Genomic DNA, 25,770 nt, shown 5'->3' on the forward strand with positions numbered 1-25,770 from the left:
TTCCTTCGCCAGAGTGCGATCGCCACAAATCCTTGTTGAACATGGCCGTTTTCTGCCTCTCTTAATCATCCCCATCGCGCCGGCGTAACTCTCCGGCGCTCCGCATGGGGATGACATGAACGCCGAGCCCAATCGATCGCAAGCACAAGCCCGCGGCGCACGCATGCTGCGCACGGCGCTTGGCGCTGCAATCGCCGGCTGGCTTGCCGATCCAAGCGTGATCGAGGTAATGCTCAACCCGGACGGACGGCTCTGGATCGAGCGGTTGGGGGAGGGGATTTCCGATAGCGGCGAACGTCTGTCACCTGCGGATGGCGAACGCATTATCCGCCTGGTTGCCCATCATGTCGGCACCGAAGTCCATGCCCGAAGCCCGCGCGTCTCGGCCGAGCTGCCCGATGGCGGCGAGCGCTTCGAAGGCCTGTTGCCGCCCGTGGTTGCCGCGCCGGCCTTTGCCATCCGCAAGCCTGCGGTCGCCGTGTTCGCGCTGGCGGATTATGTCGCGGCGGGCGTGATGTCGGCCGGCGAGGCCGAAATCCTCCGCTGTGCCGTCGCCGATCGGCTGAACATCCTGGTGGCCGGCGGCACCGGCACAGGCAAGACCACGCTCACCAATGCATTGCTCGCCGAAGTGGCGCGGTCGGGCGATCGGGTGGTGCTGATCGAGGACACGCGCGAGCTGCAATGCGCCGCGCCCAATCTCGTCGCCATGCGCACCCGGGAAGGCGTCGCCTCGCTTTGCGATCTCGTGCGCTCCTCGCTGCGTTTGCGCCCCGACCGTATCCCGATTGGCGAGGTGCGCGGCGCCGAGGCGCTCGATCTCCTCAAGGCCTGGGGGACCGGTCATCCCGGCGGCGTCGGCACCATTCACGCCGGCAGTGCCATCGGCGCACTCCGCCGCATGGAACAGCTAATCCAGGAAGCGGTGGTCACTGTGCCCCGCGCCCTCATCGCCGAGACCATCGATCTCGTCGCGGTGCTCGTCCGTGATGGTCACGGGCGACGCCTCGCCGAGCTTGCCCGTGTCGACGGGCTCGATCCCGTCTCCGGTGACTATCGCCTCATTGCCCCCTCTGTTTCACAAGGAGACATCCGATGAACCATGCCGTTCGGCGTGGCGCGCAACACGCCGCGCTTCTCGCGACCACCGCTTTCGTTACAGCGATGACAGCCGCGCCCGCGCATGCTGGTGGCTCTTCCATGCCCTGGGAAGCGCCGCTTCAGTCGATCCTGGAATCGATTGAAGGGCCGGTTGCCAAGATCGTCGCAGTGATCATCATCATCGTCACTGGCCTCAGTCTCGCCTTCGGCGATACCTCGGGTGGCTTCCGGCGGCTCATCCAGATCGTATTCGGCCTGTCGATCGCCTTCGCCGCTTCCTCCTTCTTCCTGTCCTTCTTCTCTTTTGGCGGCGGAGCGCTGGTGTGATGCAGGGTGCGCAGGAAGACGTCGCAGGCTTTTATGCGCCGGTGCATCGCGCGCTGAGTGAACCGATCCTGCTTGGCGGCGCACCGCGCAGTCTCGCCATCCTCAACGGCACGCTCGCAGGAGCCTTGGGACTTGGCTTGCGGCTCTGGATCGCAGGCCTCGCGCTCTGGGCGATCGGTCACGCCCTCTCGGTGTGGGCCGCTCGGCGCGATCCTCAGTTCGTCGACGTCGCCCGTCGTCACCTCAAATACCCGGTCTGGATGCGGCCATGATCTACCTTGCCGAGTATCGCTTGAAAGCCGCTTGTCTGGCGGACTTCCTGCCCTGGGTCGCGCTGGTGGCGCCGGGCGTGGTGCTTAACAAGGACGGGTCGTTCCAGCGCACCGCACGCTTTCGCGGTCCCGATCTCGACAGCGCAACGCCTTCAGAACTGGTCGCGGTCACGGCGCGGCTCAACAATGCGCTGCGCCGGTTGGGATCGGGCTGGGCCATATTCGTCGAAGCGCAGCGCGTGCCCGCGCAGGACTATCCCGACAGCGAATTTCCCGATGCCGTCTCGGCACTGGTCGACATGGAACGGCGTGAACAGTTTCGCGAGGAGGGGGCACATTTCGAGAGCCTCTATTTTTTGACCCTGCTCTGGATGCCGCCCCCTCAGGATGCGGCACGCGCAGAAGCCTGGCTCTTTGAGGGGCGTAGCAGCAGTGGTGTCGATCCCCGCGAGTGGGTCGCGGGCTTCCGCGATCGCACCGACCGACTCTTGCATTTGATCGATGGCTTCGTGCCCGAGGCGGCCTGGCTCGATGATCGCGAGACGCTCACTTATCTCCATAGTTGCGTGTCAACCAAGCGTCACCGCGTGCGCGTGCCGGAGACGCCCTGCTATCTCGATGCGCTGCTTGCCGACGAAGGGCTGACCGGCGGCCTCGAACCGCAGCTCGGCGCGCATCATCTGCGCACGCTCACCATTACCGGCTTTCCGACTGAGACCTTTCCCGGTCTGCTCGACGAACTCAATGCCCAGGCCTTCGGCTATCGCTGGTCTACCCGCGCGATCATGATGGACAAGACAGACGCCACCAAACTGCTCTCGAAGATCCGTCGACAGTGGTTCGCCAAGCGCAAATCCGTCGCGGCGATTCTCAAGGAAGTGATGACCAACGAGGCATCCGCGCTGACCGATTCGGACGCTTCGAACAAGGCTGCAGACGCCGACTTGGCGCTTCAGGAGCTGGGCGCCGATCATGCCGGCATCGCCTATGTTACAGCGACCGTCACCGTATGGGACCGCGATCCCGCATTGGCGGCCGAGAAACTGCGCCTCGTCGAGAAAGTCATCCAAGGCCGCGATTTCACCTGCACAATCGAGGGCATGAACGCGCTCGAAGCCTGGCTCGGCTCTCTGCCCGGTCATGTTTACGCCAATGTCCGTCAGCCGCCCATTTCCACGCTCAATCTCGCCCACCTGATTCCCCTCTCAGCGGTGTGGGCGGGGGCGGAACGGGACGAGCATTTCGGTGCTCCCCCCTTGCTTTTCGGCAAGACCGAAGGCTCGACCCCGTTCCGCCTTAATCTCCACGTCGGCGATGTCGGCCACACATTGATTGTGGGTCCGACCGGCGCCGGCAAGTCGGTGCTGCTCGCCCTCGTGGCGATGCAGTTCCGGCGCTATGCGGGCAGCCAGATCTTCGCCTTTGATTTTGGTGGCTCCATCCGTGCCGCCACCATGGCCTGTGGCGGCGACTGGCAGGATCTAGGCGGCGCGCTCGACGTCCGAGGCGGGGAGGGTGGCGTTGCGCTGCAGCCACTCGGCCGGATCGATGAGGCGAGCGAACGGGCATGGGCTGCCCAGTGGCTGGCGGCCATATTGGGGAGCGAGGGGATTGTGGTCGATCCCGCCGCCAAGGAGCATCTTTGGGACGCATTGGGGTCGCTGGCCTCCGCGCCAATGTCGGAACGCACAATGACGGGCCTGGCGGTGCTTCTGCAAAATCAGGGCCTGAAGCAGGGCCTGGCGCCTTATTGCATGGGCGGCCCCTGGGGCCGGCTCCTTGACGCCGAAAGCGAGCATCTCGGTGGCGCCGATTTCCAGACGTTCGAGACAGAAGGATTGGTCGGCGCGGCCGCGGCGGCGGCCGTGCTCTCCTATCTTTTCCATCGGATCGAAGGGCGCCTCGGTGGGCGGCCAACCCTCATCATCATCGACGAGGGCTGGCTGGTGCTCGACAGCCCAGCCTTCGCTGCGCAACTGCGCGAATGGCTCAAAACGCTGCGCAAGAAGAACGCGAGCGTCATTTTCGCGACCCAGAGCCTGGCCGATATCGAAACCTCGCCCATCGCGTCGGCCATTATCGAAGGCTGCCCAACCCGCATCTTCCTGCCCAACGAACGCGCGGCCGAACCGCAGATCGCTGCCATCTATGCGCGCTTCGGGCTCAACGCCCGCCAGATCGAGATTCTAAGCCGGGCGACGCCAAAGCGCGATTATTATTGCCAGTCGCGGCGCGGCAACCGCCTGTTCGAACTCGGACTGGGCGAAGTTGCGCTCGCCTTCGCAGCGGCCTCCTCGAAAGCCGACCAGCGGCGCATTGGTGAGCTGGTCGCTGCCCATGGCAGCGCCGGCTTTGCCGCTCATTGGCTGCGCTCATGTGATCTCGACTGGGCCGCAGATCTGCTGCCCAACCCCGATCCGCTGAGGTCCATCGTCCGCGACGACGTGCCGTTGCCGCGCCCCCAAGGAGTGAGCTCATGAAGAACAGTGCAATTCGCCGAGCCTTGCTGACCTCGGCTCTTGTCTCGATGCTAGGCGGGTCCGTGACGGTCGTTGCACCAGCCCAGGCCCAGTTCGGCGGAATCGTCTATGATCCGACCAACTATGCCTCAAACGTGTTGCAGGCGGCCCGCGCGCTGCAACAGGTCAACAACCAGATCAAGCAGATCCAGCAGGCAGCGACCAGCCTCATCAACGAGGCGAAGAATCTCGCAAGCCTGCCGGTCTCGGCTCTCTCCACCCTGCAGGCCCAGGTCGACCATACCCGGCAATTGCTCGGGCAGGCCCAGCGCATCGCTTATGACGTGCAAAGCATTCAGGGGGCCTTTGAGGGCCGTTACAAGGGTACGGCGCTCACCGGCCCCCACACCCAGATGGTGGCCAACGCCAAGGCGCGCTGGGAGGATAGCGTCGGCGCGCTCGAAGATACGCTGCGCGTTCAGGCCGGCGTGGTCGGCAATCTTGGCGGTACGCGCGGCGCGATCGATACGCTGGTCGGCGCCAGCCAGTCGGCGAGCGGCGCGTTGCAGGCGGCCCAGGCGGGAAACCAGCTCCTCGCGCTTCAGTCGCAGCAACTTGCCGACCTGACAGCAGCTATAGCCGCCCAAGGCCGTGCCCAGGCGCTTGACGCGGCGGGCAGAGCTGCCATCGAAGCCGAGGCACGCGAGCGGTTCCGGCGCTTCCGGGGCAAGAACTAGGATGAGCCGCACGGCGAAGATCGCAGCCGCCGCTATGCTTGGCGGACTGTCGGTGGCGCTGACCATCGGTATCGCATTCCGCAGCGAACCCCCGACCCGAACCGGAATAGTCCCGGAAGACGAACGTCACGCCCACCCGCCGGAGGCCGATCTTCGCCGCTGCCGCACTATGACCACGCCGAATAGCGGCTGCGAGGCCGCTTGGGAGGAAAAGCGCCGCCGCTTCTTCGGCAAAAAAGACCGGCAATGAACGACACGGGCATCATTGATACCTTCCTCGCTGTCTTTACCGGTTACATCGACAGCGGGTTCGGCCTCTTAGGTGGCGAGATCGGGTTCCTTTCATCGACCTTGATTGTGATCGATGTCACACTTGCGGCCCTATTTTGGGCCTGGGGCGCCGATGAGGATGTGCTCCAGCGGCTTATCAAGAAGACCCTCTATATTGGCGTCTTCGCTTACATCATCGGCAATTTCTCAAGCCTCGCCACGATCCTGTTCGACAGCTTCGCCGGCCTCGGTCTCAAGGTGTCGGGGGGCAGTATGGCGCTTGCCGAGTTCATGAAGCCCGGCACCGTGGCCGCAACCGGCCTCACCGCTGCTCAGCCCCTGCTCGACGCAACCGAGGACCTATTGGGACCGATCGGCCTCTTCGCCAATTTTCCCCAGATTTTCGTCCTGCTCCTCGCCTGGGCAATCATCGTGATGGCCTTCTTCGTGCTCGCCATCCAGGTCTTGGTCACTATCATCGAGTTCAAGCTGGTGACGCTGGCCGGCTTCGTCTTGCTGCCCTTCGCCTTTTTCAATCGTACGGCGTTCATGGCCGAGAAGGTGCTTGGCCACATCGTTTCTTCTGGCATCAAGGTGCTGGTTCTCGCCGTCATCACCGGCATCGGCACCACCTTATTCGCCCAGTTCACAGACGCCGGGTTCGGCGCCGAACCCGACGTCAAACAGGTGATGGCAATCGCGCTTGCGGCGCTCACGCTGCTCGGCCTCGGCATTTTCGGTCCCGGCATCGCCAATGGCATTGTCGCAGGCGGTCCCCAGCTCGGTGCCGGCGCTGCTGCCGGCACGGCCCTCATGGCAGGCGCCACGCTTGCGGGCGGCGCAGCCGGCGCCAGACTTGCAACTGGCGCCATCGGTTCTGCCGTGTCGGCCGGGGGCAGGGCCGGCGCAGCCACGGCGCGTGCTGGTGCGCGCGCCGCTGGTTCCTCGACGTCCGCCTACAGCATGGGCTCCCTTGGTAGAAGCGGCGCCGGCGCTATTTTCGGCGGCACGGCTTCTGCAGGGCAAAATGCGGCAGCCGGCACGGCTGCTGCCGCCACGTCGCCCCTGCGCAAGGCAGCAGATAAGGTGCGCGAGGATTTACGCACAAATTTCCACGCTGGCGCTCGCTCCGGCTTCGGGGTCGAACCGCAAGGTGCTGATGGCGAAGCGTCCTCGTCCGCGGGGTCGACCGCCCAAAGCGCGGTCTCAGCGGCCAGTGGCCAGCCCAGCTGGGCCAAAACGATGAAGCGCCGCCGGACCATTACCCACGGCGTGAACCTGACCGCGCATACGCTCAAAGGCGGCGATAGCCACGGCGCTGGCGCTGGACCCGACATCACTGACAAGAGCTGATTATTCCGAAAGGACTGCCCATGTTCCGTCGTCCCTCCATCCACTACGGGCAATCGCCCGAACCCATCACCCCCTATCAACGTGCCGCCCAGGTTTGGGACGATCGCATTGGCTCCGCCCGCGTCGCAGCTAAGAACTGGCGGCTCGCTTTCTTCGGTTGCCTGGCTTTGTCGGGCGGATTGACGGTCGGTCTGGTGTGGCAGTCCGCGCGTGGCACGATCATTCCCTGGGTGGTCGAGGTCGATAAGCTCGGCGCTGCCCAGGCCGTTGCGCCCGCCGATGCCGACTATCGCCCGACCGATCCCCAGATCGCATTCCATTTGGCCCGCTTCATCGAACAGGTACGGGCAGTTCCCGCAGACGCGATCGTGCTGCGTGAGAACTGGCTGCGCGCCTATGACTTTACCACAGACAAGGGCGCGCTGGCGCTCAATGATTATGCCCGCAATAACGACCCCTTTGCGCAAGTCGGCAAGACGCAGGTCGCCGTCGACGTCTCGAGCGTGATCCGCGCCTCCAACGACAGTTTCCGGATCGCTTGGACCGAGCGGCGTTATGTTGATGGCGCGCTCGCCGAAACCTCGCGCTGGTCAGCGATCCTCACCGTCACGATCCAGACACCGCGCAGTCCCGAAGCTTTGCGGAAGAATCCGCTCGGTCTGTTCGTGAACGCCCTAAACTGGTCGAAGGAACTGAGCCAATGACCCTGACTATGCGTGCCCTTCGGCGCTTCTCTCCGATCCTCGCATCCGCCGCCTGGCTTGCCGCTCCGCTTATCAGCGATGCCAAGGGAAAGCCCGCGCCCTCGCCTTCCGGCGCGTCCGGTCAAATGGCCGAACCGGCCAGTGCCCGCCAGCGGGTCGGCCGGGCCAATGATGCCGCGCGGGTCCAGCCCGATCATGCCGGCTACCAGAATGCGATCCAGCAATATCCATGGGCCGAGGGCGCTCTTTTCCAAATCTACACCGCCCCCGGCCAGATCACGGACATCGTGCTTCAGGAGGGGGAGCAACTGGTGGGGCCAGGGCCAGTCGCAGCCGGCGATACCGTGCGCTGGATCATCGGCGACACGGTGAGCGGCAGCGGCGCGGCGCGACGGGTCCATATCCTGGTGAAGCCCACCCGGGCCGACATCGCCACCAACCTCGTGATCAACACTGATCGGCGCACCTATCATCTCGAGCTGCACGCCACGGCGGCCACGTATATGGCGGCCATCTCCTGGACCTATCCGCAGGATGCGCTGATCGCATTGCGTGCCGCCGAAGCCGAGCGCGACCGCGTCGCGCCGCTAGCGTCCGGCCTTGACGTCACATCGCTCGATTTTCGCTATCGGCTCGGCGGTGACCGGCCCGACTGGCGGCCTATGCGCATTTTCGACGATGGCCGCCAGGTGTTTATCGAGTTCGCCGAGGGCGTCGCGCGCAGCGACATGCCACCTCTGTTCGTGATCGGCGAAAGCGGTGAGGCCGAACTCGTCAACTATCGCGTTGCTGGCCGCTATATGATCGTCGACCGGCTGTTCGCCACAGCCGAGCTGCGGCTCGTCTCGGGGCGCCGCGCTGTGCGCGTCAGCATCGAACGTCTCGCCGCGCGCGGCAAGAGGCAGTCATGAGCGCGGTCGAACAGGGCCGCACAGGTCCGTTCGACAGGCCAGATCCCGACGCGGCGAACGAGGATGGGAATGTTGCGGCCATGACGTTGCCGCTCACTGCAGATCCCGCTGCATTCAGTCTGCGTAGGGCACCGCCCCGGGTCATGCGTTTGTCGCGCAAGGCACTGGCAGGGCTTGGGGCTGCCGCTTGTCTTTCGATCGGCGGCGCCCTCGTCTACGCGCTACGGCCAGCGCAGAAGGTGGCCCACCTAAACCTTGTCGATACCGACGGCCGCAACCGCGCCGATACTGTGACCGGCGCGCCCAAGGACTATTCGCAGGTCCCCAAGCTCGGTCCGCCAATGCCTGGCGATCTCGGCCGCCCGATTCTTAGGGCTCAGCAGAACGGCAACCCAGTGCCGGTGCCGCCGATCAGCGCGTCGCTCCCGCCGGGCAGCGACCCGCTTGTCACCCAGGCCCAGCAGGCACATCAGCGCGCGATGCAGGAACGCGAATCCGCGCGCGCCAGCCAGCTCTTCCTGAAGAACGCCGCGAGCAGCAAGGAGGATCAACAGGCGATCATGCCAGCATTGCTGTCATCGACTGACCCCCTCGCGACAGCGCAGGCGCCAAGTGGAAAAGGTAGCTTCCTCAACGGTCCCGCAGATCGCACCTTCGTTTCGGCTGAGCGCATCGCTCCGCCGATTTCGCCTAACATCGTACAGGCCGGGAGCATCATCCCTGCTGCGCTGCTCACCGGCATCCAGTCTGATTTGCCGGGTCAAATCACCGCGCAGGTGACCCAGAATGTCTATGACAGTCCGACCGGCCGCGTTCTGCTGATACCGCAAGGTTCCCGCTTGGTCGGTGCCTATGACAGCGACATTTCGGCCGGACAGAGCCGGGTGCTTCTCGCCTGGGACCGGCTGATCCTGCCGAGCGGACGCTCGATCCTCCTAGATCGTCAGCCTGGCGCCGATGCCGCGGGCAGGGCAGGCCTTCATGACGGGGCCAACTATCATTGGGGCAATATGTTGAAAGCTGCCCTGGTCTCGTCCCTGCTCGGGATCGGCACCGAACTGGCCGTCGGCAGCGATGACGCTCTTGTGCGAGCCGTGCGGACCGGCACACAGGATAGCATCAGCCAGACCGGTCGCCAGGTCGTGCAGCGTGAGCTCAGCGTTCCGCCCACGCTCACCGTGCGGCCAGGCCATGTGCTGCGGGTGATCGTGACCCGCGACCTTGTTCTTGACCCTATCATGCCGGGAGACCGCCGGTGAGCAGGCTGCGCCTTGGACCGATCGACGATGACAAGCCGGTGAAACTCAGCATTGAACTGCCAGCGCAGGTCCATCGTGACCTTCTGGCTTATGCCCGTCTCCACGCGGCCGAAACGGACCTTGCCGAACCCCATCCGCCTGAGCGGCTGGTCGCGCCGATGCTTGAGCGGTTCATGGCGAGCGATCGCGGTTTTGCCCGCAAGAAGCGCTGAGCGATCAGGCGAGCCGCTTCAGGAATGAGTTATGCTTGATCCTGCAATGTAATGGCGGCACTTTGCAATCGTTCTGGGGAGAAAAATCCTCAGATGCGTGACCGGGTTGCTGACGCGTATGTCCAGGCTCAAGCTAAAGGTGTCAGCGCGTGCTCCCTATTCGCACGGTCTCAATGCTCGGTCACAATATCCTGTTACGCAATGCTGTGGATTGGGTTCACGATTATAATCCGATTATAATCCGATTATAAAATGGTATTGTTTCTGACGCTCTGTGACCTTCGATTACGCGACGATTTGAGTCGCGATCTGTCAAAATGGAGAGCGTCATGAACAACCATGATATCCACGTTGAGGACCTCATCGATCTCGGCATTGCGTCCTTGGAAACGAAGGGCGAGGCGAGGATCGAGCAGGATGTCGGCGGCGGCCAACTGCAGTTCCTCATCGGCATTGCGCAGGACTGACGGAAGGGGCGTGCGATTGATCGCACGCCCTTTTCTTCTCTGCCCGCCGCATCATGCGTTGCGTCACGGCCCCTGGCATCTTCTACTGTCAGGCAGGGCCACGCCTCATCTTCCTGGATGTGAACCAGGACCGCTATTTTCAGTTGAGCGCCGATCTCGAAGCGGCGTTCCAGGCGGCTATTGATGGTCGCCTCTATTCTGAGCAGGCCGTTTCGACCCTGATTGCCCGGGGGGTTCTGTGTTCGGCCGAAACAGACACAGTTTCCTTGCCGGCCCAGCCCCTATTGCCGTCGCGGGCCGCAGATATGTTGCGCGCCGAGGCTAGCGTCATGGAAGCGGTGAAGGCTGTCTTTGCGCAAATCCGTGCTCAAAAGGATCTTGAGCGCGAAGGACTTGGCTGGGTGATCGCCTCGCTGCAGTGGCCCGAAGATCGGCCCGCAATCGCCCTCATCCATGACCCCGTTCCAGCCAGAATTGTACGGGCCTTTGAACATGCCAAGCTTGTTCGCACGCCAGCCAATCGCTGCCTCTCCCGCTCGATCGCGCTGGTTCGGCAGCTTGCTGCTCAGGGGTGTAGGGTCCATCTTGTATTGGGTGTGAGGGGCATTCCCTTCACTGCGCACGCCTGGGTCCAGACGGACGATATCGTCCTCAATGATAGTCCTGAAGAGGTGGCGCGCTTCACGCCGATCTTCGTGTTGTGAGCGCGCTGCGCTTCATGCTCAGCGTCGGCAAGGCCGGGCAACCACCGTTTAAGATCGCTGCCGTTAAGGCGCCGTCCCTGCACGCGGGCTCAGCGTCTCTATGGTGCAGCGATCCCAACAAGCTGCTTTGGCTTCCGAACGACAGCGGTGCGATCATTGGTCGGCTCTTCTCACGCAAGACCTGTCAGCCGGTCGATACTCTCTCCGCTTTAGAGACGGATAGCCTGGTTCACTCCGGCGGCGCGGCGATGATGGAACATCATTGGGGTGCCTATGTCGCAGTTCTGCAAAGCGAGGAGGCGAGGGGCTATCTCATTTTGCGCGACCCCTCCGGCCTTCTTCCTTGCTATCAGGCTGAAATAGAGACCCATCATGTTTGGGCATCGGATCTTCAAACGCTTGTCCAAGCGGGGGTCGATGTGTCCAAGGTGGATTGGGATCGTCTGCATGAGCATCTGCAATGGCCCAACGTGCGTCGCCAGCACAGTTGCATCGCGGGAGTTTCGGAACTGGCGCCAGGCTCGGCGCGCAAACTGCATGCTCCAGACGTCGACGCGCGGATGCTGTGGACACCCTGGAGGTTCGTGCATCCCGATCTGGCGATCCCGCCGGATCAGGCGGTCGCGCTGCTGCGTGAGACCGTTTTCGCATCGATCAACGCTTTAGCGACGGGCTATCGCAAGATCGTCGTCACCGTGTCGGGTGGTCTGGACTCTTCGATCGTTTGTGCGGCGCTCGCGCGGGGACGGCATCGTTTTACCTGCCTTACCATGGCGACGGCCGACGCGAGTGGTGATGAAAGCCGCTATGCAGATGCGATGGCGAGCGCCGTGGGCGCGCCGCTGACAACACGTCACTATCGTGCTGAGAAGATCGATCTTGGGCGGTCCAGCGCGTCTCATCTGCCCCGCCCGGTCGGCCGCGCCTTTCTGCAGGAGCTGGACCAAGCCCTCGCGAGCGAAATCGAGAAAGAGGGGGCGGATGCAATCTTCACCGGAAATGGCGGCGACAATGTCTTCTGTTTCCTCCATTCCGCCGCGCCAGTGGTCGATCGTTGGCGACAGGAAAAGCGTCTGTCGTCGGTCTGGACGACCCTGCTCGACATGTGCCGGGTGACACAATGCGATGTGCCGACAATGCTGCACGCGACATTCGACTTGCTGCGCGCGCGGGACGCTGCGCTTTGGCCCGAACCAGACCTCTCTTTGCTTGATCCCAGGCGCGGTCTGGCTGCCCAAACGCTGCCATTGACGCCTTATATGGAGACAGCTGGCGGACAGCTCCCAGGGAAAAAAGCGCATGTCCGCTTGCTGCAGCGCATCCAGAACTCCGTCGAGGGGCACGATCGAAACGCATTTCCTGCGTCCTACCCGGCCCTTCTCGCGCAGCCAATCGTCGAGACCTGCCTGCGGATATCAAGCTGGCAATGGTGCGCCGGCGGAATCAACCGTTCCGTTGCTCGCCGTGCGTTCAGCGGCTTCCTGCCTCGGCAGGTCACGCACAGAACCTCCAAGGCCGGCCCTGACAGCCTTACGGCGTGTGTGTTCGAGGCCGGCAGACCGAAACTGCGTGAGCTCCTCCTCGATGGTCATCTCCGCGAAAACCAGATCATCGATCCGATGGCGATCGAACAGCTTCTGGCCGATCCTCATGCGAGCAGGAGCCCGCTCTTTTATCGACTTCTGGATCTTGCCGATGCCGAGGCCTGGGTACGCTCAAGGTCGATCCCGAACGCGATCGACACACTGACCTGAGAGATCGGGCGCGCCGCGCATGGCTTGCCATCGCGCATATTGTGGCCGCTTTTCCGGCGCGCAATCCATGCTTCGCTTTAGCCAGAATGCGAACCAGTCGACATTGCGCTCATACATGGCGAGCCGATGGGCGGGTTGCCATTTGATGTGCGGCTCATCCGGGAACACATAGAGCTCGATTGGATTGCCACGCTCCCGAAAGGCCTGCAGGACATCGAGACCGGCTTCATACTCATCGTCGCTGGTCTGCACGAGGATCGGCACATCGATCTTGCCGGCGTTCCGGGCCAAGGAAAGCGGCGTCCAGAAGCCGGACTTATCGGCATCGAACAAGGGATAGCCCATCTCCCGGAGATAATCCTCATAGCCAATGCCGCCGTTGAGCGGCAGGGCCACCTGGTCCTCGCAACACACACCCAGTGAAGCGACCTTGAAGAGCCGGCTGTTGATCAGCGCCCATTGAGTCATCGTCGTGCCTTCGCTGAAGCCCGAAATGCCGATCCGGTCTGGATCGATCCACTGCGTGGCAACAGCTTGCCGAATGGCCTCTTCAAGCGCCGACTGAACGCTGCGTCTGTCGATCCAGTCCGTGCGTGCCAGATCCCGATATTCGCGTTCGCTTCTGGCGTTCATCGTCTGGGGTACGCCAAAGGGGCGCTCGAAGCTCAGGACGGCAAAGCCGCGCGCAGCCAGGACCTGGATCGGCACTTCGTCGCCTGTCCCGCCACGCAGAAATCCCCGGCTATTATATTGTACGACGACCATTGGCAGCTTTGTGCCCAGTCTCGCATCAGGCGGCAGCACCAGATCCGCGAAGCATTCCATGCCCAGAGCGTTGCGAAACTGCAGCCGATGCACCGTTCCAAAGCGGACACTGGCCATCTGGGGGTTGGGGTCGAACAGGACTCGGTCCCGCAACGTGGCGACGTCGGTGGCGACAAGACGGCGGGGTTGCCGCTGTCCCTCGCGCGCGCAAATCAGCGTGTTGGCATTCAGGATGCAGCCGACCAGCGCATCCTGCGTGCTCATGAGTAAGATCGGCGATTTTGCGCCTTTGTCCCATCGATAAAGCGTTGAGCGGCTCGCGCCCCATCCATCTCTGGAGAGAAACAGAAGGGCTTCGCGTCCGTCCATCCACCACAAGCGCTGAATGCCCTGGCAGCTTTTCGTCACGCACATGGTGGCAGATCCGGTCTTCCAACGGACAATGAGCTGGGAAGGAGACAAGAGGAGAGAGCGATCCCGCTTCTCGAGCCAGGCGCGATTGCCCCGCCGGTCGGCCGTGAAACGCATCGCTTCAACCGGTTTGTCCGGATCGGCCGAAGGCTCGAACAAGGCAATGTCTTCAGGCTGTGCGTCGCTGCCGATCTGATCTGAAAAGCCCACACGCAGATACCGCGTCGGATAATGACCCACCGGGAAGGGACGATCCGACATCATGGGGCTGAAACGGGCATCGAAGAGAAATCCGGTTCTACCCTCTTCGTCGATGGCCTTTTCGGCCTTCGCCAGATCCGGCCGTCCCTGAACGATGAAACCTTGCCCATCACGCGCCCATCTGAAATCTTCGATCTCGAAATCGAGGTCGGTTGCGCGAAAGGCCGCACCTCCATTGGAGGAAACGACCCAAATCTGCGTGCGGTCCCCGATCCGTTTCAAAAAGGCGATCTGCGAGCCGTCGTTGGACCAACGCGGGGTGATGACTTGCGCAGTGCCCGCGCGCACCGCCGCTAGATTGCGCAAATCGAAGAGAGGACGGATCAGATCCCCGCCCCGATCCAGTTCCACAGCGTCGCGCGTGGCCGCACGGTCAATTACAAGGAGCCGCTGACAAAAGCTGTTGGTGAGCGGATTGGCGCGCCGCACGAGCAGCGCAATATGGCGGCCGTCCGGGGATAGACTGAACGGGCTCTCCGTATCGAACGGGTGAGCACTGCCGAAGTCGGTCAGTGTTGCCAGGTCGACTGCGGTCATGGCGTGAGTCGCCGGAAGGCGCTCTGCTGGCGTCTCGAAAGCGGAACAGGGGTCTGCTTGGGTTGCGGAAATGCTGGCGGTATGAGCCGCCAACAACGAGAGGATAGCGAGCATTACCAGCTCCGCGAGACGGTCAGTCCCAGAAAGCGGCCGATCGCCGAATAATTCGTACTATCATAGGGCGTGTCCGTTGCGCCGGTGACCCGGATGATGTCCGGCTTGGCATTGAACAGGTTGTTGGTGACCGCGGCGATCGTCAGGGCAGGGGCTCCGGACCGATCTCGCCCGATGCCGATCCGCGCCGCGAGGTCCACGGTGAAAATGGAGCCAACCCGGGCCGTAGGCTTAAAACGGTCGTCCGTAACGCTGCCGGTGTAATTCGCGTAGGTCGACAATGTGACGCCCGGCGTCTCCCAGCTCGCTCCCATGCGTCCGCGCCAGTGCGGTGGATTGAAAATGATGCCCGCAAGCGCGGTGCGTGGGAGAAGGGCAGTGAGCTGCTGGCTGCTTTTTAAATAGGTCGCAGAGGTTGTGATGCTGAGGCTTTGATCTTGCCCGACGCGCAGTCGCATGCCCGTGTTGATATCAATCCCTTCAATGTCCTGCTTTGCAAGATTGAGGTTCCGATTGTCGACGAAGACGTGGACGCGTGCCGGATCAAACGGATCGTCGGCATAGTTAGTCAGGCCGTAGAGCGCGTTTGCCGCCAGTCCATTGAGCAGACTGGCGGTGGGCGTGTAATTCAGCAGGCTGGCATAGCCAGGCTGGCTGAAAGCCGATGCGATCGAACCGGCAATCGGCCTCGCCACCCGATCACGATAACGAACGTTGAAATAGCTCGCTGCGACGTGGAAGCCCTCCAGACTTTGGGGATGGAGATCTACGCCTGCGGACCAGCTGCGCGCGCGCTCGGGCTTCAGATCGGGATTGCCGCCACTGGCATAGAAGATCGTGCCAGCCTGACCCGGGACATACCAGTCTGCTGGCAGAAGGTAGGCTTCATAGCCGACATATTGCTGATAGAGCGTCGGCGCCTTGAAGGATCGACCCCAGGAGCCTCTGAAGGCCAGGTCGCGAGAGGGTTCCAGCACAAGGCCCAGCTTGGGCGTCGTCACCTTCGCCATCCCCGGATAATCCTCATGGCGTAGCGCGCCCGTGAGTGTGAGACGGTGAAGCAGGGGCAGGTGCTGCTCGGGCCCGATGACAGGAAGCTCGGCCTCGCCGAAGAGATAATGGCTCTTGCGGCTGACATCAAAGGCCGCGACCGACGCATTATTTTGAAAGCGCGAGTAGCGCATGCTGTTCGAGCGATATCCTGCGCCAAGCGCGATGCGGACATCTCCGGCCGGCAAGGTCAGCAGCGGGCCGTCGAGTACAAGTTCGGTCGTTAGCGCCGTATTGCAATAGCATCCGGTAGTGGCGCTCACTGCCGAATTTGGCGGGCTGATCAAAGTATTGTAGCGACTGTCATCGCGACCGTAAGAGAGCGACGCCCGCGCCATCCACCGACCGCCGAGATCGACATCGATCTGCGGCATGACGGCATAGGATTGGGCGGTTGGTGCGTAGCGGGTGGAGGTCAGACCTGCGCTTCCCTGACTGCCACCGGTGATAATCGAGTGCCGGTCGCTGAAGAGGCCATCAAGATGTACTTCAATGCTTGGACTGATCGTCTGTCGTCCAGAGATCGTCACCGAATGCTGGCGGATCGACGGATAGAGAGAGTTTTCCGGCGCCAGACTGGCCGTGTAATCGCGTTGCCGTGCCCGGATCGCATTGTTGTGTGCGAAGTGATAGGCGACCATAACATTGCCCGACGACCAGCTCGTGCCGCCAACCATATCGATGCCCTGCTGAACATTGCCGCCATCCGTCGAGCTGCCCAGCCGCGCTGATGTTTTCAGACCCGAAAAGTCCTTCCGGAGGATGACGTTAGCTACACCGGCCACCGCATCCGACCCATATTGAGCGGAAGAGCCATCCGGCACGATCTCGATGCGCTCGACGGCCTCGACCGGGATGGCGGAAATGTCGACGCCACCAAATGCCCCGTCGTAAGGCAGGCGATGACCGTTGAGAAGGGTAAGTGTCGCGTCCGCGCCAAGTCCCCGCAGGTTGAGATGCGCACCAGAATTGAGATTGGTATTGAGCTGCCCCGCGCCAAAGCCGACTCCAGGGTTCTGACCCCCGCCGAAGTTCTGGGGAATTGCGCGTGCCACCTCACCTAGATCGGTCTGTCCGGCCTGTTCAATGTCCGTCCGGGAGAGGGTGATGCGGGGAGATGAAACAGCAGCGCCCCGAATGAGGCTTCCGGTCACGAGAATATCGGACGGGTCGTCGCTGGCCTCCGCAAATTTGTTCTTTTTGGATGCCGCCCGGATGATTACTGCACGGTCGCGAAACTGCGCGCGTAGGGAGGTTTCGACCAGAAGCCGCTCAATGGCTTGTCGAGGCGTATACTTGCCGACGAGCCTTGGCGCACGAACATCGTTCACGACGACGGCGGGCGCATAAAGCTCCCAGCCAGCCTTCGTTGCGACACTGCGGAGAGCGTCGCCCAGATCCTGCGCCTGCAAGTGGAACGAGAACGTCTGCTCGGCATGTGCAGACTGTGGAAGCGGCATAATCGCCATTGCCGAACCCGCCAGCCATACTGACGCTCCACGAAATCTATTCCCTGCCATGATTTTCCCCTTGTTGATGCTGAGCTGATCAGCTCATGATCAGGAGCGCATGCCGGACGGCTCGCTCCTCTCAGGGGTTCGACGCACGCTGTGCGCATGTCGTCAGTCACTCAGGCGATTTTTTTCCATCCTGCAAAACAATGCCGTCGCCGCGATGAACCATCGACAGGCCGAACAGTTGAGCGATCCGTTGTGCGAATACTTCCGTTCGGGTGAGTTGGAAGCGGCCCGAAACGCTAAGCTTCGCGAGACGGGGATCGTCTAACAGGATTGGCACAGACGCATATTGATTGGCTTCCCGGACCAAAGCGCCAAGGGCAACGGTTCGATACTCGACCCATCCGCTCGGCCAGTCGCGTGTGTCGGCCAATGGCATACTCACGACCTTGGGGGCATCGCCATTGGCAGGCACCATCAACGCTTTGTCGATTTCGAGTTCGATCGGCTCCCGACTGGCTGGCGACTTGACTTGGTGGGTGATCAGACGCGCGCTGCCCGATCGCAACCGCAGATCGACAATCGCCCCATCATCCATTCCCATGTCGATCGTGCCGTGATCTGTTACGACGTCGCCCTTTCCGGCCGAGATCGTGAACGGGCGTAGACCCTTCATGACAGCGAAGCGTGCGCGCCCGTTGCGCAGCCGAGCCGTACGACGATGAGGATCGGTCAACACCTCAACGCAACTATCGCTGTCGAGCGTGAGATGGGTTCCGTCCGGCAGCTTAATGGCGCGTATCTCACCATGGCCCGTCTCATAGGTCTCCGCATGAGCCAATGTCAGAAACTGCGGCAGCAGCGAATAAGGTTGAGGCCCAACCATCAAAAAGACTGCCGCAACGCACACAGCTACCGCTCCAGCCATCCAGAAGCGCGGCGTAGCGGATGGTCCGGTGATCGTTTGCGCTTGGGAAGAAGGAGACGAGGTAGGCATCATCGCTCTTTGGGGTTGGCCGCGCGTGCGTTGGAGCGCTGGAAAGGTCCGGCCCACCAGAGTCTCTATGCGCGTGCGCGCGTCGCGAGACATTGGCGCGACGTACATCGCATTTGCGAAGGCATCCGCATTGTCCGGGGTCGCATCGATCCAAGCTTTGAAGTCGCTCAGCATCTTCTCCGATGGCGCTTGCCGCAAGCGTGCACACCACTGCGCTGCTCCGGTCTCTGCTGGCGAGAATGATCGGCAGGGGGACCAATGCTCGTCCGTCATCGATGATCCTTCATAGCCGCTGCAACAAATGCGATCGCGCGCACCATATGATATTGAACAGTTGCGGCGGTGATTCCGAGTGCTGCACTGATTTCGCCGTACGTCATTTCCTCGTCCCTGCTCATGAGAAAGACGTTTCGTGTCTTCTCCGGCAGCGCATCGAGCGCCTGCTGGTATGTGCGCATCAGCTCGACTGCTTGAAGGGCGGTTTCCTGCTCCGGCGGAGCGCTGATGTCCTGCTGCTCGTCGAGAGAATAAAAAACGACACTCTGCTCTCTTTTGCGGCGGCGCGCCCTGTCAATCAGCAGATTTCGTGCAATGCGGCGCACGAAAGCGGCCGGGTTGGCGAGATAGGGTGCCTGCCTGCTCCCGGCAGCGCGAGCAAACACCTCCTGTACAAGATCCGGCGCCGCGTCATGGCCGACGCAGCGACGAAGATAGCGCAAGAGGGGACCGTGCTCCGCGCGAAACGTTTCATCAAGGTCGCGTGCCGAAATCCCCTTATCAACGACTTTGGCCGGGTCGACTGGGCATCTGTGAGCAGCGGATGAGACAGAAAATGGCGGGCGACTGCCGCGGAACGGCGGTGCGGATGACACGTGACATGATCCCCGGCAACAGCACAGGAAAGCCGAAAACGGCCTTTGTACTTCCAGAGCTTTGCCGCCGTTCGGCAACCCTGAAGGAAGCCTTGCCCGGTACAGCCGCCTGTCCCTTCATGGACCGGCGTTCATAATGCCTGGCGCAAGTGAAGCACGGGCGATGGCCAGACTATTCGTCCGCGCTTTAGCAAGAATGGCGGAAATCAGGCGATAGAGCAACATAACGATTTCGCTTCGGAATATACCTGCTGCCACGCCGCCTCTTATTGTTAACAAAAGTTAAAGAGGTTAACTTTTTGTATGCAAGTATCCAAAAATGGGACATTCAGAAGCAGAGAGGGTGGGGCTGGAGACTGTGGGGCTGTCGGAACATATCATAGATTTGGTCAGCGAGATTGCTTGCTTTCGTCGAGACCGACGTGGTCTTGGGCATGCGCGCGACTCGACTGGCGCGCCGCGCAACAAAGAAGAATTACGGTGGTCCAGTCGCGCAAAACCACCATATCGAATGTGGGGCTGGATGGCGCGTTTGACGCTCGCGCTCCTCGTCTTGGGACTGCAAGGAGGGGAAGCGCAAGCTTATTGCTGGGCGCGACCGGCGCCCGCCTCGATTGAGCGGCTTCGCGCGCAAGTCGGCGCTCAGCCGCACAAGGTTATTGTGGCAATCCAGCAGGAACTGAAGGCCTTGCAAGATGGCCGGCTGAACCCAGAACGCGGCGCCTGGCTCTATTCGGTTCTCGCTGGCGCACATTATGATCTTAACGAAGCCGAGGGTGTTCAGCAGGCAGCTCGCAAGGGCCTCGCGCTCGCAAAAAGCAGACAGGCGCCAAGCTATCGGGATTTGCAACTGGCTCTGGCAAATAGCGCGACCAGTACGGAAGATATGCGAGCAGCAATTATTGCCTATTCGACCATGCTACGCGGCTCTGCAGATATCGACGAGCAAGCTTGTATCCTCAACGCACGGGGAAGAACCTATGACATCCTTAACGAGTCATCTAAAGCGCTCTCCGATCTGACGAACGGTTATGTTTTAAGCTCGAGAGCCAGCAGGAAGAATCTGCGTGCTGAGAATGCCGCTGCTCTGGCGGACGTCGTCTCCTATCGACAAATGATGGAGATGGCCCAGCCACTCTACGAAGAGGCACAGCGTTGGTACCAGGAAAATGGCCAGGATTTTCAAGCTGCCATTGTTGCCGTGAGGATGTCGCTCGCCCATTATTGGGCGGACGAACCGGCAAAGTCTGTAGCAGCGGCACAATGGGTACTCGCTAATTCAGAACGTGTAGACATGCCTTCCGCGATCATGACGGTCGTGCATTCGAATTTGTGCCGCGCTTATGTCCAGTTAGGGCAGCTTGCTTTGGCGCAGCGGCACTGCGATCGTTCGAACGACCTGCGGAGCCAGGCCGAGCCACTGTTGGCCAGTCATCTGAAAGCAAAAGCGGAACTGGCACTTGCAAAGGGGCAGCCGCGCGAAGCGCTCGCGTTTCTTGAGCAAGTCCGAAAAATCAATCTGGGAAACCCGTTCCCGGAGGAAATCCATACAAAGGCGAAAGCCCTTGCGGCTCTTGGGGACAGTGCAGGTGCTTACGCGGCTATGGAGGCGTCAGCCAAAGCGAGAGATGAGCAGGATAAGGCCGACAGGGCGTTCCAGGCGGAAGCGTTTCAGACCCGAATGACAGCGCTTGAAAATGAAGCGCAGCGCATCGGCCTGGATCGGGATCTCAAAGCCGCACGGGAGCGCGAGCGTGCACAAGATCAGAAGTTGATTATTATCGCCGTTGCGGGAAGCGTCATAGTCCTTCTTTTGATTGGTGTTTTAGCGCTCCGCCATCGCCATCGCCAACGCGTCCTGACGCTGGCAGAAGAAAAGGCTAGGGTGGCCGACGAGAAAATCCTCTTCCTTGCCCGCATCAGTCACGAGATTCGCGCGCCAATTGGCAGTATGACGCTTCTTGCCAGTGCTCTTCGCCGTCAGAAAAGGCTCCCCGAGGAGCAGCGGCGATATTTGTCCCGGCTGGACGAGGATGGCCAACGGGTCACGCGAATGCTTTCAGAAATGCTTGAATTCTCAAAGCTTGAAGCAGGCGTGCTAAGTCTGTCGCCCTCAACATTTTTGCTGGCAGATTTAATCGAAGAGGTCGTTGCGGACCATCGGGAGTCCGCATTGAACCGAAACCTCTCGCTGCTGTGGTCAATCGATGCCGACGTGCCAAGTGAAATGCAGGCTGACAAAATGCGTCTGCAACAGATTTTGGACAATCTGTTCGCGAACGCCATTCGCTTCACCGATGAGGGCCAGGTCGATCTTCGCATCTCGCGGGCCGACCGGCCAGGCAACCTTGAGTTCACGGTGAGGGATACGGGTATCGGTATTCCCGCCGATCAGATCGCGGCGCTTTTTCAAGCCTGGTCGCAGGTCGATGCTCCAGCGCATCGTCGCGGCGGAACCGGTCTTGGTCTTCTCATCTGCAATACTCTTGTCGATAAAATGGGAGGTCGCATCAGAGCGGAGCGGCGAGGCAGCGGTGGGACGATGATCTGCTTTGAGCTGCCGAGCAGGGCAGCAATAGAGCGGTCGGTGTCCGGGGCCGCCTGATACATCCAAAAATCGATAGCACTGACGCCATATGCAAGGTTAATTGTTAATTAACGATCTCACATCGGATTGGCCAATGGTTAAGGCCGGGAGGGGACATGAACTTGGAGATGACGAACACGACGCCGTCCTGCGATTTTGCCGGGAAGCAGGGCCTGCCAGTCTATGTCGTCGACGACGACATCACGATGCGAGATGCTTGTAGTCTATTGCTCGCCTCTGTGGGTTATCAGGTGGCCGCGTATGATTGCGCCTCCTGCTTTTTGGGGGCTGTCGTTAATCCCGAGGGCGTTCTCATTCTCGACATGCGCATGCCCGGTATGAGTGGTCTGCGTTTGTTGGAACGGTTGGAATTGCCGAGGCCAGGCCTCGAGGTAGTGTTTATCAGCGGTACGGCCGAGGTGGTCGATGCGGTCAGAATTATGAAGGCCGGTGCTCATGATATGTTGGTCAAACCCTTTCGCGATCAGCAGATTATCGATGCAGTCGACGGCGCCTATGAAAAGGCTTCGGGAAGTCGTTGCGATGCCGTCGGGTTGGCAGCGATTCGCGAGGCTTTTGACCGCCTCTCCCCAGCGGAACGTGACGTAGCGGGATATCTGGCTGCCGGCCTGCTCAACAAACAGATTGCCGGGCTGACAGATCGATCTGAGAATACCGTCAAGGTACACCGTTCGCGCGTCATGCAGAAGATGAGCGTAAGTTCGGTCTTCGATTTGGCAACCAAGCTTGATCAGATCGGTGTCCTCGACACCGCTCCGCATTCTTGAATTAATATTCAGACAAGCGCAGTAGCGAGGCTGTTAAACTCGTCTGGCGACCACATTTTCGCAGCAATCGCCCTCTCTTCGGGGCCAACGGCATGCGTATAAATCGCGGTCGTCCGGATGTCAGCATGACCCAGCCAGCGCTGAACCATGTTGAGCGGCACGCCTGACTGAATCGCGCAAACGCCAAAGCCATGGCGAAGGCCCTTGGGCATGGCATGAGGCCCCATGATCGACGCGAGTTTCATCGCGTGACGGATCCAGCGATAGGCCGTCATACGTGAAACAGGCCACAGCGGGCCATCAGCTCCAACGCCGTTCGTCTTGATGCCATGGACGGCGATGAGAGCTTCAATCAGGTCATCGGGTATGGGGATTGCCCTGAACACATGGGGTTGCCTCTTCTTGAGGCATCGCGTGACGATCATGCGATTTTCAAAATCGATGTTGCCCGCAGAGAGGGCAAGGGCTTCAGAAATCCGCAATCCTGTGACCGCAACTGTCCAGCATAACGTCGCAATGTGCGGAGACATGCTGCTCGCCGATGCGAGCAAACGGCTCCTCTCCACAGCCGTCAGATATTTCCGCTTGCCCTCGTTGCTGAACACCAGGTTATGCATATCGTCCCCTCTGTCCTGGTATTGAATTGCAGCGCGCGTTCCCTCGAACAATGACCTGAACTGGCTATTGGAGTGGCCTAATCGTTTATCAGGCGTCGACGATGCCTGGCGTCGGCCAGTCAGCTTTTGGCCACGTTCGCTAACCGAAGATGCCGGTCATAAGCCCGTTTGCCACGAGCACGATTCGGGCTTCAGAGCGCGGTTCGTTCCTGAATGGGGAGGGGCGCGGTTCTATAGTAGGGGGCGGGAGAAGGCAGGGGCCCCAAGATCCATGCGATCTGGGGTTCTGCTTGCCTTTGCAAGCGGGTCAGAAGTGCTTTTGAGATAAAGAAAGAAAAAAACAAAATGACTAAAATGAAAGATAAATATTCAAGTTACAGAATAGCCAAAAGTGTAACGAGTCGCAAGAGTAAAATCGCTAAAAAGAGCCGTGTTGATGCAGTGGTTTGTAAATTGATGTAAATCAAATGCGAAAATTGGGTCTAGCGTCATACCGGCCCTTCGCTGGTTGTAGCCGCGCTTTGGGTTGAGGTCATATTTCATGACAAGCATTGCAATTTTAGATCTCACGCGCAACGGCTTTGCTTCATCCACATTCGCGCAGCGATTTCCTGTTCTTCCTGCCCCATAGCCGCGGCATAAATCGCAGTCGTTTTCATATCTGCATGGCCTAGCCATTTTTGGACGAGATTGAGCGGAATGCCTGATTGAATGGCGATGACGGCGAACCCGTGGCGCAGCCCTTTAGGTGAAGCATGGATGCCATGGATTTCAGCGCGTTCCATCACCGCGCAGACATGTCTGTAGCCGGTCATTCTTGACCAGCTCCAGAGCCGCTGTGCAGGTTGGCAATGGCTTTCATCAATGCGATGGCGAATGCGTTTGGCAAGCAGTGGCGGAAGGGGAATTTCTCGATACACGCCCTTGCGACGACGCTTTAGGGTTTCGACTGCGACCACACCGAGTTTGAAGTCAAAATGGGCCGGAGTGAGAGATAAGGCTTCAGATATTCGACATCCTGTTGCTGCGAGTAGCATACAGAAATCTGCAATGTCGTGGTGAAATGTGTAGCTTGCTTCCACAAACTTGTCGCGTTCTTGACGCGTGACATATTTTCGCTTCCCCCTCTCATTGAGTAACGTCCAGGCCGTCGCCTTGCTATTTACCATTACAACGACCTGACGGTGAGCTGCGGCAACACGTCCGCAGCCCAACCCGCCCGCCCCGATGTTACACTTTTGGCTATTCCGTAACCCTGGCAAGAGAGCAGGGGTTCGGGATGTCGATAAGGGAAATGGTGGTGGAAGGCGGTGCCTGTGGCGCTCCAGCGCCCACTGCGCCTGAGTACACCCATGAGCTTCTAGTCGTGGTCCAGATCGATAATCTGGATCGGCTGAAGGCGCTTTATGGCGAGGCGGCGGCTGTGGCTGCGCGTCACGGCGTGGAAGCCCGCCTGAGATCAGTGGTGGGTCCGTCTGTCGCTCTGTTTTGGAACGACGAAGCCAATCTCGACGCCTTGGTGACGTGGAAACGTCTTTCTGCGGGTGAGCATACGCGGCTGACGGGAGAGCTCTTGCAATCTCTGGCTGTGCCGTTCGTCACCGGCGACGAGGGCGCCAATCGCTTCCTTGTCAGCGCCCAGGCGGCGTCGGGCCTGTTAGATATCAACGGCCTGGAAAGCTACTCGACGGAGCTGCATCGCCTACGATGTGGTTTGCCGCAGCGCGCGGCGCGGGATGCTGCGGTCGATCGCGACGGGCAGGGACTGATCCGCGAGCGCTTGGATATGGCGGAGGCTGTCGCCCTTTATGACGCCTTGGCGGACGGGCGCATCTTCCTGGCCTGGCAACCGGTCACCTCTGCCGACGATTCTGCCCTCGTGCTTTACGAGGAGGCGCTGCTCCGCCTTGTCCGCCATGACGGCGCGGACGGGCGGCCGATCCTTGACGAGTCTGCGCTGCAGTCGGGTGGCGAGAGCGTGGCGGCCCTCGAGCGCTTGGGTCTGGTCCGGGCTCTCGATGCCTGGGTCGTTGGTCGGGTGATGGAGCGCCTTAAGGCTGATCCGACAATCAGGCTAGCGTGCAACATCTCCGCGCAGAGTGCTGTCCTCGACGCGTGGTGGTCTTCGTTGCTGGCGGACCTCGTTCTTTCCCCCGACGTTGCGAGCCGCCTCTTTGTGGAGATCACTGAGACCGCTCAGTTCCCGGACGTATCCGCCACAGTAGATTTCTGCGGCAGGTTGCAGCGTCTGGGTTGCGCGATTGTGATCGATGATTTCGGGGTAGGGCGCGCGTCGCTGCGCGACATTGTCGCCCTTAATCCGGCCGTAGTGAAGATCGACGCGTCATTCCTGCGCTGGGCTTCGTCGGAAGGCTTGCGTGAGGGCGCCGCTGACGAACTACGCAGCCTGATTGCGCTTGCAAGCTGCCGTGGCCGTGAGGTCATCATGGAAGGCGTTGAAACAGCTTGGATGCGCGATGTCGCGGTCCGGGCGGGCGCGCGCTGGCTGCAAGGTCAGTGGGTTGCGCCAGCTGTCACGCTCTTTCCCGCGCACTCTTCGTCCGTCCAGACGGCTGCCAAGGATAGCTCAAAAGATGATCCGGCGCTGCCGGCTTTTCTTCAGCCAAGCATTGAGATCGAGGAAGCATGGGAGCCCAATAGTGGCGTCCGCTTCGCGCGGGGCCTGCTGTTCGGTCTTGCATTCAACACTGTGATTGTCGGCACCGGCTTCGGCCTGTGGCGGTGGCTGGCATGAGGCGCATGCCAGCGAAAGGGGCACGGGAC

The 25,770-nt window shown here is 61.0% G+C and carries 24 protein-coding genes; 17 read left to right on the plus strand and 7 right to left on the minus strand.

Annotation, left to right across the window (positions count from 1 at the left end):
* Positions 1–115 precede the first annotated feature (115 nt).
* From trbB to M2333_RS01100, 14 genes are all read left to right on the plus strand, one after another.
* Positions 116–1,099: a P-type conjugative transfer ATPase TrbB gene (gene trbB / locus M2333_RS01035; RefSeq protein ID WP_264610564.1), complete on the plus strand. Its 984-nt coding sequence runs from the start codon at positions 116–118 to the stop codon at positions 1,097–1,099.
* The gene (locus M2333_RS01040; protein ID WP_264610565.1) at positions 1,096–1,428 is read left to right on the plus strand and encodes a TrbC/VirB2 family protein; all 333 of its coding nucleotides are present in this window, start codon (positions 1,096–1,098) and stop codon (positions 1,426–1,428) included. The genes trbB and M2333_RS01040 overlap by 4 nt, the downstream gene beginning before the upstream one ends.
* Positions 1,428–1,700 (plus strand): VirB3 family type IV secretion system protein, encoded by a 273-nt coding sequence (locus M2333_RS01045; RefSeq protein WP_264610566.1) that lies wholly within the window; start codon positions 1,428–1,430, stop codon positions 1,698–1,700. Before M2333_RS01040 ends, M2333_RS01045 begins: the two co-directional genes overlap by 1 nt.
* The gene (gene trbE, locus M2333_RS01050) at positions 1,697–4,180 is read left to right on the plus strand and encodes a conjugal transfer protein TrbE (protein WP_264610567.1); all 2,484 of its coding nucleotides are present in this window, start codon (positions 1,697–1,699) and stop codon (positions 4,178–4,180) included. The genes M2333_RS01045 and trbE overlap by 4 nt, the downstream gene beginning before the upstream one ends.
* Positions 4,177–4,896: a P-type conjugative transfer protein TrbJ gene (trbJ, locus tag M2333_RS01055; protein WP_264610568.1), complete on the plus strand. Its 720-nt coding sequence runs from the start codon at positions 4,177–4,179 to the stop codon at positions 4,894–4,896. Before trbE ends, trbJ begins: the two co-directional genes overlap by 4 nt.
* Position 4,897: 1 nt before the next feature.
* Positions 4,898–5,146: a putative entry exclusion protein TrbK-alt gene (gene trbK-alt, locus M2333_RS01060; protein WP_264610569.1), complete on the plus strand. Its 249-nt coding sequence runs from the start codon at positions 4,898–4,900 to the stop codon at positions 5,144–5,146.
* Entirely contained in the window at positions 5,143–6,519 is a 1,377-nt protein-coding gene (gene trbL / locus M2333_RS01065; protein ID WP_264610570.1) for a P-type conjugative transfer protein TrbL, read from the plus strand. Before trbK-alt ends, trbL begins: the two co-directional genes overlap by 4 nt.
* 20 nt (positions 6,520–6,539) lie before the next feature.
* Positions 6,540–7,223, plus strand: a complete 684-nt coding sequence (gene trbF, locus M2333_RS01070; protein ID WP_264610571.1) for a conjugal transfer protein TrbF — start codon at positions 6,540–6,542, stop codon at positions 7,221–7,223.
* The gene (gene trbG / locus M2333_RS01075) at positions 7,220–8,134 is read left to right on the plus strand and encodes a P-type conjugative transfer protein TrbG (protein WP_413716465.1); all 915 of its coding nucleotides are present in this window, start codon (positions 7,220–7,222) and stop codon (positions 8,132–8,134) included. Before trbF ends, trbG begins: the two co-directional genes overlap by 4 nt.
* Positions 8,131–9,393, plus strand: coding sequence for a TrbI/VirB10 family protein (locus M2333_RS01080; RefSeq protein ID WP_413716466.1), 1,263 nt, complete (start codon positions 8,131–8,133; stop codon positions 9,391–9,393). Before trbG ends, M2333_RS01080 begins: the two co-directional genes overlap by 4 nt.
* Complete coding sequence (locus M2333_RS01085; protein WP_264610572.1) at positions 9,390–9,605, plus strand: DUF2274 domain-containing protein; 216 nt, start codon at positions 9,390–9,392, stop codon at positions 9,603–9,605. Before M2333_RS01080 ends, M2333_RS01085 begins: the two co-directional genes overlap by 4 nt.
* A 329-nt stretch (positions 9,606–9,934) precedes the next feature.
* Entirely contained in the window at positions 9,935–10,072 is a 138-nt protein-coding gene (locus M2333_RS01090; RefSeq protein WP_264610573.1) for a benenodin family lasso peptide, read from the plus strand.
* Between the two features lie 53 nt (positions 10,073–10,125).
* On the plus strand, positions 10,126–10,776 hold the full coding sequence (locus tag M2333_RS01095; protein WP_264610574.1) for a lasso peptide biosynthesis B2 protein: 651 nt from the start codon (positions 10,126–10,128) through the stop codon (positions 10,774–10,776).
* Positions 10,773–12,530 (plus strand): asparagine synthase C-terminal domain-containing protein, encoded by a 1,758-nt coding sequence (locus M2333_RS01100; RefSeq protein ID WP_264610575.1) that lies wholly within the window; start codon positions 10,773–10,775, stop codon positions 12,528–12,530. Before M2333_RS01095 ends, M2333_RS01100 begins: the two co-directional genes overlap by 4 nt.
* Here M2333_RS01100 and M2333_RS01105 read toward each other — a convergent pair.
* The 4 genes from M2333_RS01105 to M2333_RS01120 form a co-directional block, all read right to left on the minus strand.
* A complete protein-coding gene (locus M2333_RS01105) occupies positions 12,492–14,504 on the minus strand; it encodes an Atxe2 family lasso peptide isopeptidase (protein WP_264610576.1) in 2,013 nt (670 codons plus the stop codon). The two genes, M2333_RS01100 and M2333_RS01105, sit on opposite strands and share 39 nt — an antisense overlap.
* A gap of 113 nt (positions 14,505–14,617) precedes the next feature.
* On the minus strand, positions 14,618–17,137 hold the full coding sequence (locus M2333_RS01110; RefSeq protein WP_264610577.1) for a TonB-dependent receptor: 2,520 nt from the start codon (positions 17,135–17,137) through the stop codon (positions 14,618–14,620).
* A 157-nt stretch (positions 17,138–17,294) separates the two neighbouring features.
* A complete protein-coding gene (locus M2333_RS01115) occupies positions 17,295–18,395 on the minus strand; it encodes a FecR domain-containing protein (RefSeq protein WP_264610578.1) in 1,101 nt (366 codons plus the stop codon).
* The gene (locus tag M2333_RS01120) at positions 18,392–18,994 is read right to left on the minus strand and encodes an RNA polymerase sigma factor (RefSeq protein WP_264610579.1); all 603 of its coding nucleotides are present in this window, start codon (positions 18,992–18,994) and stop codon (positions 18,392–18,394) included. Before M2333_RS01120 ends, M2333_RS01115 begins: the two co-directional genes overlap by 4 nt.
* Positions 18,995–19,517: 523 nt before the next feature.
* On the opposite strand from M2333_RS01120, the gene M2333_RS01125 reads away from it, so the two are divergent.
* Together M2333_RS01125 and M2333_RS01130 are read left to right on the plus strand one after the other, a co-directional pair.
* The gene (locus M2333_RS01125) at positions 19,518–21,599 is read left to right on the plus strand and encodes a sensor histidine kinase (RefSeq protein ID WP_264610580.1); all 2,082 of its coding nucleotides are present in this window, start codon (positions 19,518–19,520) and stop codon (positions 21,597–21,599) included.
* Between the two features lie 110 nt (positions 21,600–21,709).
* Positions 21,710–22,369 carry a response regulator transcription factor gene (locus M2333_RS01130; protein ID WP_264610581.1) on the plus strand — a complete coding sequence of 220 codons (660 nt, stop codon included), beginning with the start codon at positions 21,710–21,712 and terminating at the stop codon, positions 22,367–22,369.
* 8 nt (positions 22,370–22,377) lie between these two features.
* On the opposite strand, the gene M2333_RS01135 is transcribed toward M2333_RS01130, so the two are convergent.
* The 3 genes from M2333_RS01135 to M2333_RS01145 all read right to left on the minus strand — a co-directional run bounded on the left by M2333_RS01135 (position 22,378) and on the right by M2333_RS01145 (position 24,155).
* The gene (locus M2333_RS01135) at positions 22,378–22,986 is read right to left on the minus strand and encodes a tyrosine-type recombinase/integrase (protein WP_264610582.1); all 609 of its coding nucleotides are present in this window, start codon (positions 22,984–22,986) and stop codon (positions 22,378–22,380) included.
* Between the two features lie 369 nt (positions 22,987–23,355).
* Entirely contained in the window at positions 23,356–23,529 is a 174-nt protein-coding gene (locus M2333_RS01140; protein ID WP_264610583.1) for a hypothetical protein, read from the minus strand.
* 23 nt (positions 23,530–23,552) lie between these two features.
* On the minus strand, positions 23,553–24,155 hold the full coding sequence (locus tag M2333_RS01145) for a tyrosine-type recombinase/integrase (protein ID WP_264610584.1): 603 nt from the start codon (positions 24,153–24,155) through the stop codon (positions 23,553–23,555).
* Positions 24,156–24,352: 197 nt separating this feature from the next.
* On the opposite strand from M2333_RS01145, the gene M2333_RS01150 reads away from it, so the two are divergent.
* Positions 24,353–25,741: an EAL domain-containing protein gene (locus M2333_RS01150; RefSeq protein WP_264610585.1), complete on the plus strand. Its 1,389-nt coding sequence runs from the start codon at positions 24,353–24,355 to the stop codon at positions 25,739–25,741.
* The last annotated feature ends 29 nt before the right edge of the window (positions 25,742–25,770 follow it).

The organism is Sphingobium sp. B11D3B, from assembly GCF_025961735.1.
Lineage (GTDB): Bacteria > Pseudomonadota > Alphaproteobacteria > Sphingomonadales > Sphingomonadaceae > Sphingobium.